The following is a 13106-nucleotide window of genomic DNA, read 5'->3' on the forward strand; positions in this document are numbered from 1 at the left end:
TGCTTTTGCAACTGCTCTACCGGAAGGTAAAATGCCCCCTGACCCTGCGCCTGATCCGTAAGTGGCTCCGGGCTCCCATCCTCATCAAAGGGAGACTCGCCAAGCGACGGAAAGGCGTTCCGCAGGGAAGTCCGCTCTCGCCGCTGCTCTCCAACATCCTGCTCCACGAGCTGGACAAGGAGCTGGAAAGGCGGGAGCTGCGCTATGTCCGCTATGCCGACGACTTCAGTGTCTACACAAACAGTGAAGATGCTGCCCGAAAGGTAGGTAATGCTGTATTCCTGTTCCTGTGGAACAAGCTAAGGCTGCCCGTCAACAGGGAGAAGTCGGGTATCAGGCGACCTGTGGATTTCCAAATGCTGGGCCACGCCTTTGTGCCCACCTACAGGAAAGGCGACAAGGGCCGCTATCAGCTGGTGGTGGCCAAGAAAGGGTGGGACAGGCTCAAGCAGAAGCTGAAGGCCATCACCCGCAAGACCACCCCCTGCTCGTTTGACGAGCGTGTCCAGGAACTGAAAAAGGCCCAAAGGGGCTGGGTGCACTACTTCCGCATGGCCAGTATACAGGGCAAGCTAAAAGAAGTGGACAGCTGGATACGAAATCGGCTCCGGCACTGCATCTGGCACGACTGGAAACGACCGGAACGGAAAAGGAAGAACCTGATCCGGCTGGGTGTCCCGAAGGGCCAGGCTTATGCCTGGAGCAGAACCAGGAAAGGAGGGTGGGCGGTGGCTCAAAGCCCGATGCTGATCACAACGGTAACGGTGAAACGGCTGGCCCGGAGGGGGTATGAATCAATGCTCGGTTACTACAGGAAAGTAGCTCCACAACTTAACGAACCGCTGTATGCGAGACCCGCTTGTACAGTGGTGTGAGAGGCGCACCTCGTCAGCTAACGCTGGCGGGGCCGTCTACTCGATTAGCAAATTTAATTTTAATCACAGTCTTCGTCATCACCACATCCGATGTAAACACACTCAATTACTGGTTTTTCTACCAATTCTATTTTCCCCTGTTTATGGTTAAGCCGATACGCTTTCAAAATCTTTGGTTTATCTCCAGAATATCTATCTACTATTGTAAAGAAAGTAAATTTCGAATCTTTACACATTGTATTCAAACTGTAGTTCATCTGATTTTCATTCCAGTTTGAGATTGATAAGGCATCTTTAACTTTCCAATTTGGTCGTGGATTCATTGTCGAAGTCTCAACAGTTTCTTCTAAAATAAGATAGTATTTAGTTGAGTCTGTCTTGTCTGCGAAGATTCCATATCCATAGGCATATCCTTCTCTAAAGGGTTGTTCTTCTTGTATCAAGGTTCCTGTTACTGTGGTTAGATTAGTAAGGGAATCAACATAAGAGTTTATAAGTTCTTTAGCTTCGCTAATGAGGAACTGTTCAGAATGAGAGTCAGAGGCTATCGATGGATGTTCGTTTACTATTTCTTCTATTTTAGATTCAGCACTTGTACAACTTTGAAGCATCACAATTGACATAGCTATAAGGAACATCCACTTCTTCATAATACTTATATTTGCTAACTACTGTATATAAGGAGCTGTTCCGGTTATTGGCCCTTTAGTTGGAGTGCTTAGAGCTTTTTGAAACTTGCTTCTGCTTTAGCTTAGGCGCTACTGCTCTCTCCTTTGATATCTCTATCCAATATACCATATATATGCATATCATCTAGAAAAATGTATAAAACGTACATTTTTCTAGAGAAAGAGAAAGTTGCCCTATGATCGTATGGACAGGAGAGAAGGTATAAACTGTAGCTTGATGCCTGGTCAGGTGAGTTATGAAGCGTTTGTACACGTTTATATGCGTATAAATAACAGCTTTGGCTTATTATCTGAGGCAAATAATTACGAAGGCCTGCCGCAGTAATGTGTCAGGCCTTCGTAGTTTTAGATTAAGCTTTGTACAGGTGCTTAGTCAGCTGAAACACTCTCTAACTGCTCTAGGTCCTCTTTGCTCAGATTGGTTTGCATGGCTTCGGTAAAAGCCTGAATGTGCTTAGGTTTGGTACCACTGGCAATAGGAGCGGTAACCAAAGGGCTGTTAATGAGCCAGGCTAAGGCTATACTTGCCTGCGATACATGATGCTTAGCGGCCAGTTCATCAAGGGCGGCAAGTATTCGCTTGCCTCTGTCATCCAGGTATTTCTTTATGCCGCCTCCGCGTGTGCTTTTATCCAGATCTTCTTCGCTGCGGTACTTGCCGCTCAGGAAGCCGCTCGCCAGCGAAAAGTATGTGATCACACCCAGGCCTTCTTCTTTACAAATGGCGGCAACGCCTTGTTCATAGCCCTCCCGATCGTAGAGGTTGTACTCTGGCTGGAACACCTCGTAGCGGGGCAGCCCCTGTTTTTTACTGGCCTCTAAAGATGCTTTCAAGCGTTCCGGTGATAGGTTAGAGGCTCCGATATACTTTACCTTACCCGCTTCTATCAGCTTCTGATAGGCACCTAGCGTTTCTTCTACTGGTGTTTTATCGTCGTCCCAATGGGTTAAGTATAAGTCAATGTGGTCGGTCTGTAGCCTGCGCAGCGAGTCATCCGCTGCTTTGAGGATGTGCTTCTCCGAGATGTCTTTTTGGCCCTGGCCCATATCAGAGCCTACCTTGGTGATGATGTTGATGCTATCGCGGTTGCCGCGCTCCTTCATCCACTTCCCAATAATGGATTCAGACTCTCCGCCTTCGTTACCCGCTGCCCAGCGAGAGTATACATCAGCTGTATCCAGTGTATTTATTCCGGCATCAGATACTTTATCCAGAATGCCAAATGACTCTTTTTCATCAAGTGTCCAGCCAAATACGTTTCCACCCATCACAATAGGTGCGGTATAGAGGTCTGTGTTTCCTAGCTTTCTTTTTTCCATGTTTTAAATGTTAAAGTTAGTGTCGGTATTTATAACAGGTACTTAGGCCTTATAGTTGGAGCTAATTGATCAATTTGTATGTACATCCTGCCTGATTATGATTTCTTACTGTAGTGTACGCTCCATATATGTATAGCTCAAAAAAAGAGGCCCAATAACTTTACGTTGCCGGACCTCTTCAAGCATGATTAGCAAATTGCTATTACAGTATAATCTTGCAGGTTGCTGTAAGGTTCGCGCTTCTGATATGCACAAGGTGCAGCCCCTTTCTGCTCGTAGTCAGGTTGAGTTCTTTAGGATTGTTTAACTGCCTTACCTGTTCCTCATAAATCAGTTTACCTGTCATGTCGGTAATCGTAACCAGAGCATCTAACGGAGTGGTAGACTCAATGTACATTTTTCCGTAGTTAGGATTAGGGTAGATTACAATGCTTCCGGGGCTAAACGTATCTCTTAAACTAGTAACCGTATTTGTGTAGGGCTCTGATAAATCTGAAATACAGCCCTTATCTATTATTATTTGCACTGTATAAGTACCTGGTTCCGCCTCTGGAATACTTTGAGATGTATGCTCAAGTAGTTTCCCATCTTTCATCCACACAAACGCTGCTCCTTCTGCATCAGCAATCAAACGATTATCTTCACGAACTACAGTTGGTGTAGCTGGCTTATCAAGTATAGTAACTGACACCGCAGGCGAGCTAAGTATGCATCCCGCCCTTGTGACATAAGTATAGCTGTAGTTTCCGGAGGAGCTTGCGGTTATGTGTGCTCCTGATGCGCAGGTATCTTTTCCTCATTCAGGTACCATTCCACGTCACTGTAGTCAGAAGAAGAGGTTTGTAGTACAACAGTTCCTCCTTCGCATACAGTAGTCTCACCCTTGGAAACAACCTGTAGCATGTTATCAGTTGAAACAACTATGTCATCTAGCCTTAGCTCGGCCCGGCTTCCGTCAATGTTGGTAGATACCTGGTAATACTTCCAGATGATTTATACGAGCGGTTGGTTGGCGGCATCTGCTGGCAGTACTACGTTTTCAAATCGCTGGCTATGGCCTTTTTCAGGATGACGTTGATGAAGGGGCTCTGGAGGAGGGGCAACTTAAGCATTCATTAGTTTTTGTCAGTAAGTGATAGGAGGGAATTAGTGATGTCTTTTGCGCATAGTTTAAAACAATGTATAAAAAAGCGGCTGTCACTCCCTGTAAAACAAAAAAAACGCCTGCCACAGTAATGTGGCAGGCGTTTTTATAAGTATGGCTAATGTTGGGTATACCTAGTCAGCTCTAGACATACGGTTACGCTCGTTCTCGTCGAGGTAAATCTTACGCATGCGAATGCTCTTAGGCGTTACTTCCAGCAATTCATCTTTTTGGATGTACTCCATGGCTTCTTCCAGAGAGAAGTTCTTGGCAGGAGCGATTTTCACGTTGTTATCAGAACCGGAAGCACGCATGTTCGTCAGCTTCTTACCTTTCTGGATGTTCACCGTGATATCGTTCTGGCGGCTGTGCTCACCAATAACCTGGCCCATGTATACTTCTACACCTGGATCAACGAAGAAGAAACCACGGTCCTGCAGCTTATCAATAGAGTAGGCAGTACCTGCGCCTGTCTCCATAGAGATAATAGAACCGTTGTTACGGCCAGGGATGTTGCCTTTAAACGGCTCGTAACGGCTGAAGCGGTGGTTCATGATTGCCTCACCAGCAGTAGCTGTCAGAACGTTGTTACGAAGACCGATCAAACCACGCGCAGGAATATTAAACTCCAGGTGCTGTAGGTCGCCCTTTGGCTCCATAATGGTCAACTCGCCTTTACGCTGCGTTACCAGTTCAATTACCTTACCGGCAGTTTCTTCTGGCACGTCTACAACCATGTGCTCGATTGGCTCGCAACGAACACCGTCGATTTCTTTGAAAATAACCTGAGGCTGGCCAACCTGTAGCTCGTAACCCTCACGGCGCATTGTTTCAATAAGTACAGACAAGTGAAGGATACCACGTCCGAATACCAGGAAGGTATCCTCACGGTCGGTTTCCTGTACACGCAGGGCAAGGTTCTTCTCAGTTTCTTTGAACAGGCGGTCACGCAGGTGGCGTGATGTCACGAACTTACCTTCTTTACCGAAGAAAGGAGAGTTGTTGATCGTGAACAGCATGTTCATGGTTGGCTCGTCAATAGAGATACGTGCCAATGGCTCCGGGTTTTCCGCATCAGCAATGGTGTCGCCAATGTCAAAACCTTCGATGCCTGTTACAGCGCAAATCTCGCCTGCTGATACTTCAGCAACACTCTTTCTGCCAAGGCCCTCAAAAATCTGGATCTCGCCGATTTTACCTTTTTTGATGCTGCCATCTGCTTTGCACAAGCTGATCGGCATACCTTCTTTCAATGTTCCACGGTGAACACGGCCAATGGCGATACGTCCAACAAACGAAGAATAGTCAAGAGAGGTGATCTGCATTTGCGGTGTTCCTTCACGGAACGGGGCAGCAGGAATCACATCAATAATAGCATCCAGCAGTGGCGTGATGTTATCAGTTGGCTGCTGCCAATCAGTGCTCATCCAACCGTTTTTAGAAGAACCGTAAAGCGTTACGAAGTCAAGCTGATCTTCAGAAGCATCCAGGTTAAACATCAGGTCAAATACCTGCTCGTGTACCTCGTCTGGGCGGCAGTTCTCTTTGTCTACTTTGTTTACAACTACAATCGGCTTCAGGCCAAGCTGTATGGCTTTCCCTAGCACGAAGCGAGTCTGCGGCATGGCACCTTCAAAGGCATCTACCAATAGTAGTACACCGTCAGCCATTTTAAGCACGCGCTCTACCTCACCACCGAAGTCGGCGTGACCAGGTGTGTCGATGATGTTGATCTTAACATCTTTGTAACGAACCGACACGTTTTTAGAAACGATCGTGATACCTCGCTCGCGCTCCAGGTCATTGTTGTCCAAAATGAGGTCATCAAAGTGCTGGTGATCTGCGAACAGCTTAGAAGCATGAATGATCTTATCCACGAGGGTTGTCTTGCCGTGGTCAACGTGTGCGATAATCGCAATATTCCGAATATTTTGCATTGAATTGAGTTTTCGAGCCGCAAAAGTACTAAAAAGCCTTCACAGTTATACTAGTTCGCTCGAAATAAACAGGTTAGGATACTATTAATTTATTATTAACCAAGCCGATGCATGGTTATAGGGTGAACATTAAGGAAGTAAAGTTTGTTCATTCAGTACAACAAATTTGGCCTGACAGCAAAGCCAGGCTGCTTTTTACCACGTAAGTATACCTATGAAAGTACTATATGCAATGATATTAACAGGCCTTATGGGCTTAACGAGTTGTGCACAGCAGGAAGCCTCGACAGAGCTAAGTTTAACGACCGCAGCAGCCGGAGATGCCCCTTTGGAGGAGGCAACATTGGAAGAATTGAACAATGCAGCCCTGCAAGACACTGTTGTGAAGACCGAACAGGAGTGGCGCAAAGCGTTAACACCTGAGCAATATTACGTGCTGCGGGAGGAAGGCACAGAGCGTGCTTTTGACAACGCATATGACAGCAACAAAAAGAGAGGTATTTATGCCTGTGCCGCTTGTGGTAATCCTATGTTCAGTTCTAAAACCAAATTTGATTCAGGTACGGGCTGGCCAAGTTTTTACGCGCCTATTTCTGAAAAGCAGGTAAAAGAAGTACAGGACCGCGCTTTAGGAGTACTTAGAACTGAAGTAGAATGTGCCCGTTGTGGTTCGCATATCGGCCACGTTTTCCCGGATGGGCCAAAACCTACTGGTCTTCGTTACTGCTTAAATTCTGTAGCTCTTAACTTCAAAGCCAAATAACCCGGATTAGCGTTCTCTGCTGTATCTTTGCAGCAGCAGGCGGGGTAGCTTGCCTGCCCAACTTCACATCTATACTTAAGCCGCAGCAGAGTATTTATACTTCCTGAAGCGGCTACTACTTTACACCATGAACATAAGAATAGAAGCCTTACAGCAGGCTTTGCGCGACCATCGGCAGCGGCTGCTGAAACACAATGTGTACCAATCACTCGAAACGCTGGATGATTTAAAGCTCTTTATGGAGCACCATGTTTTTGCCGTTTGGGATTTCATGAGCTTGCTCAAAGCCTTGCAGCGCGACTTGACCTGCGTTACCCTGCCCTGGGTGCCTAAAGGAAGCCCTACTACCCGCCGGCTGATAAATGAAATAGTGCTGGAAGAGGAGACGGATGTAGACCAGCAGGGGCTGCCCATAAGCCACTTTGAGTTATACTTGCGTGCCATGGCCGAGGTAGGTGCCGATACAGCCGGCATTGAGCAGATGCAGACAAGTATAAGCGAGGGCAAAAGCGTGAATGCCGCCCTGGATCAACTGCGTATCGAGCCGTCGGTGAAAGCATTTGTGCGCAATACCTTCCGCATCATTGAGTCGGGGCAGACGCACACGATTGCAGCAGCCTTCACCTTTGGCCGTGAAGACCTTATTCCGGACATGTTCCGCCACCTGATCGGCGATCTGAATAAACGTTTCCCCGGAAAGCTGGACACATTTATTTATTACCTCGACAGGCACGTGCAACTGGATGAAGAAGTACACACACCGCTTGCCTTACAGATGGTAGATGAGTTGTGTGGCGATGATGAAGAGAAGTGGCAGGAGGCGCTGGAAACTTCTAAAGCCTGTATTGAGCAACGCATAGAGCTCTGGAACGGCATCCGCAACCTGCTCCCCTCAGAAGCTTAAGTTTACCTGTTGCCTGCCAGCTCAAAACCGAAGTTAAACAGTCTGTAGCGTGGTGTACTGTTTAACAATTAAAAGCAGCTTGCCGTACGTTAGGTTTAAACCAAAAGAATTAAACTATGGCAGAGCTACATTCAGAAGCAGATAATATAGAAAACACCGCACAATGTATTATAAAAGCTTTTAAGCAATTTGACATACGCGGGGGTAATGTGCTACAATACCAGCAACTTTATCCTTATTTGCAGGAGCACTACCCGCATTATAAAGACGTGCAAAAAGAAGCGGAGCATCATCTCGCAAAGGAAGGGTACATTAACCCGGCACCTGATGGACTCATGCTGACACAGGTAGGGCACCAAATGGTATGGGGAGAGCGCTAACAGCACCCTTACAATACTGGAAATAACAAAAAGAGACACAGCTTCCTGTGTCTCTTTTTGGTTTAGAATACGCAGGGCATTGCTCCTGCAAAAGTATGCTCCTTTATGAAGGGCAGTTTAGGCTTTGGTCTAAGCACTAAGTATAAACCTACACAGAGGTCTGCTATTTCTAATTGTACTCGTATACTATAGTACGCGCTCAGAAGTATGAGCAAAGTATAATTTAGCGATACGTGAAGATGAATAAGTATAAATATTTTTTGATAGCTGTTTTAATGGCGGGAGTGGGTGCCTGTACTTCGCTTTCGGAAGGGCAGGCAAATATGCCGCCGCCTGCCCGCGTAAACGAGCGGGTAACATTGCGCAATAACTCTGCTGAAACGCTGCGCGAACAAATGGATGAGCAGGCTAGCGAAATAAACCGCAAGCGCAACATAGAGCAGTTTGACAGTAACGCCCCAGCCATGACACCCAATACGCTACGGCCAAGGCAGCTGCCTTATTCGCCGATAGACTCTACAAGGCATAACATTTATTGGCCGCTTTATCCTTTTGTGCAGCCGTTGCCAACCAGGCAATAAAACAGCATCGGCCTGAGCTTTTACTTTTAGCTCAGGCCGATGCTGTCTCTCAGTAGTTGTGCTTACTTCTTCTTTTTACGGTTTACCTCTTCCGCTTTTTGCTCATCGCTCAGGTGCAGCTCATCAGGCTCCAGGTTAACATAAACTTCGTTTTCAGGGGGCGTGTTTTCTGATTCTCTGTCTGCTTCTCGGGGCGATGGGTTTTCTGTTACCTTCTCAATGCTGTCGCGCTCGCCCAGGCTGTCGCCATCCCGCTTGGTTGTTCTTGCGCCATCTTTGTTCTTCATAGGTAAGTATAATTTAATTGTTTAAGTTATGATAATAGCCCTTGCCAGCACAAGGTGCGGCTTTTGCATTATCTTACGCAAAAGGTAAGTATGCAGCTATACTTCCTCTTACGGGATTCCTGTTACGTAGCGGTGCATTCCGCGCGGTATTTGTATATTTGTTTTTTTTAAGACGAGACATGACAACAACACCAAAACGCTATACTGTTACGGCAGCTTTGCCTTATGCCAACGGTCCGGTGCACATCGGGCACCTGGCAGGGGTATACTTGCCAGCCGATATCTACGTGCGCTACCTGCGCCTGCAAAACCGCGATGTGAAGTTTATCTGTGGATCTGATGAGCATGGGGTGCCTATCACCATCCGGGCTAAAAAAGAAGGGATCACACCGCAACAGGCCGTAGATAAATACCATGAACTGATAAAGAAGTCGTTCGAGGATTTTAATGTTTCCTTTGACATCTACGATCGTACTTCTTCAAAAATACATGCCGAAACTGCCGGTGATTTCTTTAAGAAGCTTTATAACGAAGGTAAATTTATAGAGCAGACCACACAGCAGTACTTCGACGAGAAAGCACAACAGTTCCTGGCCGACCGTTACATTGTAGGCACTTGCCCTAAGTGCGGTAACGAGAATGCCTACGGCGACCAGTGTGAAGCCTGTGGCACCTCGCTGAACGCGACAGACCTGATCAACCCAAAGAGCACCTTAAGCGGCGCTGTGCCGGTAATGCGTGAGACCAAGCACTGGTACCTGCCCCTGAACGAGTATGAGCCATGGCTACGCGAGTGGATTGTGGAAGGCCACAAAGGAGATTGGAAATCTAATGTGTACGGCCAGTGCAAAAGCTGGATAGACCAAGGCTTGCAACCGCGTGCCGTAACCCGCGACTTAGATTGGGGCGTGCCGGTGCCTGTTGAGGGTGCAGAGGGTAAGGTGCTGTACGTATGGTTTGATGCGCCTATCGGTTACATCTCGGCTACCAAAGCCCTGACGGATGATTGGGAAAAGTACTGGAAAGACGAAGAGAGCAAGTTGGTACACTTTATCGGCAAAGATAACATCGTGTTCCATTGCATCATCTTCCCGAGCATGCTGAAGGCCCATGGCGATTATATTCTACCTGATAATGTGCCTGCTAACGAGTTCCTGAACCTGGAAGGCGATAAGATTTCTACATCCCGCAACTGGGCCGTGTGGCTGCACGAGTACCTGCAGGACTTCCCGGGCAAGGCCGATGTACTGCGCTATGCCCTGGCTGCTAACATGCCCGAAACAAAAGATAACGACTTTACCTGGAAAGATTACCAGGCCCGCAACAATAATGAGTTGCTGGCTATACTTGGCAACTTCATTAACCGTGCGGTGGTGCTCACCCAGAAGTACTACGAAGGCGCTGTGCCTGCCCGTGGCGAGCTGACGGATTATGACAAAGAAGTGCTGGGTGTAATGGAAAATATCCCTTTCACAATTTCTACCTACATAGAACGATATCGTTTTAGAGATGCACTTAGCGAGTTAATGAATTTAGCACGCTTAGGCAATAAATATTTAGCTGATACAGAGCCTTGGAAGCTGATTAAAACAGATACCAGACGCGTGCAAACTATTATGAACATCGCGCTGCAAATATCTGCAAGTCTGAGCATTTTGATGGAGCCATTTCTTCCAGGATCCGCTAAAAAGCTTCGAAAAATGCTTCATCAAGATCATGTTGAATGGTCATATGCTCATTCTTGGGAACTGCTGCCAGCAGGCCACGTTATCGGTACGCCGGAGTTGCTGTTCGAGCGAGTAGAGGATACCGCTGTTGATGCGCAGGTGCAGAAACTGCTGGATACTAAAAAGGCTAACGAAGCAGCAAATGCCGTAGTAGCCCCTGCGAAAGAAGACATCACTTTTGATGACTTCACGAAGATAGATGTCCGCATTGGTACCATTATAGAGGCTGAGAAAGTAGCTAAAACCAAGAAGCTACTGAAGCTGAAAATAGACACCGGCCTTGACCAGCGCACCGTGGTAAGCGGCATTGCTGAATTCTTTAAACCGGAAGATATTATTGGCCAGCAGGTAAGTATACTCGTCAACCTTGCTCCACGTGAAATCAAAGGCATCACCAGCCAGGGCATGATCCTGATGGCGGAGAACGCCGATGGTTCACTGGCCTTCGTGCAGCCAAGCAAGGAGATCAAGAACGGTGGTACAGTAAGCTAGAAGTATAACTGTTTGTAAGTATAAACCCTCATCTGCATGTAAGCAGGTGAGGGTTTCTTGTTAGTAGTCTTTGCTCAAGAACCATCCCGAAATTTACTTTTAGCAACTGCTTTTATACATGGAGTCAACAAGCGACTCAGTGTTGCTAAGCCCTTGCTTCTGCAACCGCCAATGCCTTTTTGCTTTCTCTTTCCCGCTCCATATGCTGTACTACAAAGTATAAACCTGCTGCTGTGACCACAGACAAAGCTCCTGTGCACCACCAGAGTGTACCAAAGCCATACGTGGCAGCAATGGTAGTGCCCATGTAAGGAGCTATCACATGTGCGCCTGCGTAAGATATAGTATAGAGGCCCATATAAGCCCCTCTGTTGGCAGGGCCAGAACGCTCAACGGTGATTGTTGCCATAAAAGGCATTGCTAAAATCTCAGCTATACTTAGCAGCAGCATGGCCATGTATAGAATGTTCAGGTGCTGTGTCAGGTTCAGCAGCACAAAAGAAAGGCCCAACACTAAGGTGCCTCCCATAATCAACAAAGCCTTGCGTGCCCGCTCTCCTAACAAATAAACTACAATCATCTCGAGCAGAAACACTACAAAGCCATTCAAAGCCAGAAGGCCACCAATGCTGCTTTCCGGCAACGTATACACCTGGCGGTAGTAGAGGGGGAGTGTAGAGAGCAACTGGAAGAACATCATGGCAAAGCAGCAGCAAAGTATAGCAAAAAGTATAAAGTACTTGTCGCGGTACGGAGAGCGTTCTTTAGCAGGGGGAGCCGACAGGCTAGCTGTAGTGCTTGTGTGCAACTGGCGGCCCTGTTTGTTTCTGAAGTAGAAGAAGAAAAACAAGCCTGCCATGATACAGGTGGTGCCATCCGCTATAAAAAGCCATTGGTAAGACACTGCAGCCAGCAAACCACCAAGTGCCGGACCTATAGAGAAGCCCAGATTTATGGCCATGCGGTTTAGAGAAAACGCCCGCGTTACGTTCTCAGGGCGTGCATAAGAAGCGATAGAGGAGGAGTTGGCCGGGCGAAGTGTGTCGTTTACCAGGCTAAGTATAAAAACACCTGCAGCAAGCGCCTCAAACGATCTAAGCGTGAGTAACACAAAGTATAAACTGCCGCCTATGGTCAGGCTTAGAAACTGTACTTTAAAGTGCCCCACTTTATCGGTAAGCCAGCCTCCCAGGAAAGAACCGCAAACCGAGCCAAGGCCATAGGTGCTAAGTATAATGCCTGTCTCGTTCAACGTATAGCCTAGCACCTCGGTCAGGTACACACTCAGGAAAGGCGTAACCATTGCACCGCTGCGGTTGATCAACATCACCACAGACATCATCCAGGCAGGGTGGGAGAGCCCGCCGAAGGCATTGCGGTAGAGCAGCAGTATCTTTTTCATAGCTTCGTTCCAAGTTTATACTTCGGGTGTAGGATAACGCTGGCAAATAGAGACGCAAAGTATTGCATCTCTACATCAGTAGGTTCTCCGGGTTGTTCTTTTCAGCTTCCCATTTTGCAGGATTGTTGAAAATATACTGCCTGATGTTTTGGAGTTCTTTTTCGGAGCGAATTACCCGATCATAATACCGGCTTTGCCAGCCAAAATCAAGCTGATGCAGGGTGGCATACTTCTTCACCCCAGCCTTATATCCTCTTACAATAGAAGCCAAATTTTGAGACTGTGGCCCAAACTTATTTGGCTTCCACTCCTCATGCTCTAGTTTATTAATAAAAAGGATGCCATGCACATGATTAGGCATAACAACAAACATATCTAACTCTACAAATGGGAAATGCTTTGGGATATCCTGCCAGTATTGGTTAGCTATTCCGCCTATGTCCGAAAACCGTAGAGACGCAATATTTTGCGTCTTTTTTGCATAGAGCGATTCTGTCAGAGGTTCATCCGCTGATAGAGTAGACGCAATATTTTGCATCTCTACGGGAGGAATTTGTATGACATCGCCAAAAAAGCATGCCCTTTCCTTTGTACATATGGTTACA

14 protein-coding genes are annotated in these 13106 nt (G+C 47.0%); 6 read left to right on the top strand and 8 right to left on the bottom strand.

Going from position 1 to position 13106, the window contains the following annotated elements:
• A partial coding sequence (locus tag ACFQ2O_RS05075; protein ID WP_377523380.1) for a reverse transcriptase domain-containing protein occupies positions 1-875 on the top strand: 875 nt, incomplete at its 5' end.
• A gap of 59 nt (positions 876-934) precedes the next feature.
• On the opposite strand, the gene ACFQ2O_RS05080 is transcribed toward ACFQ2O_RS05075, so the two are convergent.
• The 5 genes from ACFQ2O_RS05080 to typA all read right to left on the bottom strand — a co-directional run bounded on the left by ACFQ2O_RS05080 (position 935) and on the right by typA (position 5965).
• Entirely contained in the window at positions 935-1525 is a 591-nt protein-coding gene (locus tag ACFQ2O_RS05080; protein WP_377523383.1) for a hypothetical protein, read from the bottom strand.
• Positions 1526-1933: 408 nt separating this feature from the next.
• Positions 1934-2884, bottom strand: a complete 951-nt coding sequence (locus ACFQ2O_RS05085; protein ID WP_377523386.1) for an aldo/keto reductase — start codon at positions 2882-2884, stop codon at positions 1934-1936.
• 202 nt (positions 2885-3086) lie between these two features.
• Positions 3087-3575 carry a T9SS type A sorting domain-containing protein gene (locus ACFQ2O_RS05090; protein WP_377523389.1) on the bottom strand — a complete coding sequence of 163 codons (489 nt, stop codon included), beginning with the start codon at positions 3573-3575 and terminating at the stop codon, positions 3087-3089.
• Between the two features lie 71 nt (positions 3576-3646).
• Complete coding sequence (locus ACFQ2O_RS05095; RefSeq protein ID WP_377523392.1) at positions 3647-3787, bottom strand: hypothetical protein; 141 nt, start codon at positions 3785-3787, stop codon at positions 3647-3649.
• A 375-nt stretch (positions 3788-4162) separates the two neighbouring features.
• Complete coding sequence (gene typA / locus ACFQ2O_RS05100) at positions 4163-5965, bottom strand: translational GTPase TypA (protein ID WP_377523396.1); 1803 nt, start codon at positions 5963-5965, stop codon at positions 4163-4165.
• A 214-nt stretch (positions 5966-6179) separates the two neighbouring features.
• Between typA and msrB the strand changes: the two genes are divergently transcribed.
• From msrB to ACFQ2O_RS05120, 4 genes are all read left to right on the top strand, one after another.
• Positions 6180-6728, top strand: a complete 549-nt coding sequence (gene msrB / locus ACFQ2O_RS05105; protein ID WP_377523399.1) for a peptide-methionine (R)-S-oxide reductase MsrB — start codon at positions 6180-6182, stop codon at positions 6726-6728.
• A 127-nt stretch (positions 6729-6855) separates the two neighbouring features.
• Positions 6856-7632: a DUF3050 domain-containing protein gene (locus tag ACFQ2O_RS05110; RefSeq protein ID WP_377523402.1), complete on the top strand. Its 777-nt coding sequence runs from the start codon at positions 6856-6858 to the stop codon at positions 7630-7632.
• A 116-nt stretch (positions 7633-7748) separates the two neighbouring features.
• Positions 7749-8012 (top strand): hypothetical protein, encoded by a 264-nt coding sequence (locus tag ACFQ2O_RS05115; protein WP_377523405.1) that lies wholly within the window; start codon positions 7749-7751, stop codon positions 8010-8012.
• A gap of 239 nt (positions 8013-8251) precedes the next feature.
• Entirely contained in the window at positions 8252-8593 is a 342-nt protein-coding gene (locus tag ACFQ2O_RS05120; protein ID WP_377523408.1) for a hypothetical protein, read from the top strand.
• Positions 8594-8655: 62 nt separating this feature from the next.
• Here ACFQ2O_RS05120 and ACFQ2O_RS05125 read toward each other — a convergent pair whose 3' ends face one another.
• A complete protein-coding gene (locus ACFQ2O_RS05125; protein WP_377523411.1) occupies positions 8656-8880 on the bottom strand; it encodes a hypothetical protein in 225 nt (74 codons plus the stop codon).
• A gap of 179 nt (positions 8881-9059) precedes the next feature.
• Here ACFQ2O_RS05125 and metG point away from each other — a divergent pair, with 179 nt between their 5' ends.
• On the top strand, positions 9060-11099 hold the full coding sequence (gene metG, locus ACFQ2O_RS05130; protein WP_377523415.1) for a methionine--tRNA ligase: 2040 nt from the start codon (positions 9060-9062) through the stop codon (positions 11097-11099).
• A 145-nt stretch (positions 11100-11244) separates the two neighbouring features.
• Here the strand turns inward: metG and ACFQ2O_RS05135 are convergent, their stop codons facing one another.
• Together ACFQ2O_RS05135 and ACFQ2O_RS05140 are read right to left on the bottom strand one after the other, a co-directional pair.
• On the bottom strand, positions 11245-12501 hold the full coding sequence (locus ACFQ2O_RS05135) for an MDR family MFS transporter (RefSeq protein WP_377523418.1): 1257 nt from the start codon (positions 12499-12501) through the stop codon (positions 11245-11247).
• A gap of 70 nt (positions 12502-12571) precedes the next feature.
• Complete coding sequence (locus ACFQ2O_RS05140) at positions 12572-13039, bottom strand: transposase (RefSeq protein WP_377523421.1); 468 nt, start codon at positions 13037-13039, stop codon at positions 12572-12574.
• Positions 13040-13106: the final 67 nt, after the last annotated feature.

It is taken from the genome of Pontibacter rugosus (genome assembly GCF_042678745.1).
Lineage (GTDB): Bacteria > Bacteroidota > Bacteroidia > Cytophagales > Hymenobacteraceae > Pontibacter > Pontibacter rugosus.

What these genes read in the sequence shown, in the direction of transcription:
- msrB (WP_377523399.1), top strand. Translation starts at nt 6,180, where the DNA reads ATGAAAGTACTATATGCAATGATATTAACAGGCCTTATGGGCTTAACG.
- ACFQ2O_RS05115 (WP_377523405.1), top strand. Translation starts at nt 7,749, where the DNA reads ATGGCAGAGCTACATTCAGAAGCAGATAATATAGAAAACACCGCACAA.
- ACFQ2O_RS05135 (WP_377523418.1), bottom strand. Translation starts at nt 12,501, where the DNA reads ATGAAAAAGATACTGCTGCTCTACCGCAATGCCTTCGGCGGGCTCTCC.
- ACFQ2O_RS05095 (WP_377523392.1), bottom strand. Translation starts at nt 3,787, where the DNA reads ATGCTACAGGTTGTTTCCAAGGGTGAGACTACTGTATGCGAAGGAGGA.
- ACFQ2O_RS05120 (WP_377523408.1), top strand. Translation starts at nt 8,252, where the DNA reads ATGAATAAGTATAAATATTTTTTGATAGCTGTTTTAATGGCGGGAGTG.
- ACFQ2O_RS05140 (WP_377523421.1), bottom strand. Translation starts at nt 13,039, where the DNA reads ATGCAAAATATTGCGTCTACTCTATCAGCGGATGAACCTCTGACAGAA.
- ACFQ2O_RS05085 (WP_377523386.1), bottom strand. Translation starts at nt 2,884, where the DNA reads ATGGAAAAAAGAAAGCTAGGAAACACAGACCTCTATACCGCACCTATT.
- ACFQ2O_RS05125 (WP_377523411.1), bottom strand. Translation starts at nt 8,880, where the DNA reads ATGAAGAACAAAGATGGCGCAAGAACAACCAAGCGGGATGGCGACAGC.
- typA (WP_377523396.1), bottom strand. Translation starts at nt 5,965, where the DNA reads ATGCAAAATATTCGGAATATTGCGATTATCGCACACGTTGACCACGGC.
- metG (WP_377523415.1), top strand. Translation starts at nt 9,060, where the DNA reads ATGACAACAACACCAAAACGCTATACTGTTACGGCAGCTTTGCCTTAT.
- ACFQ2O_RS05080 (WP_377523383.1), bottom strand. Translation starts at nt 1,525, where the DNA reads ATGAAGAAGTGGATGTTCCTTATAGCTATGTCAATTGTGATGCTTCAA.
- ACFQ2O_RS05110 (WP_377523402.1), top strand. Translation starts at nt 6,856, where the DNA reads ATGAACATAAGAATAGAAGCCTTACAGCAGGCTTTGCGCGACCATCGG.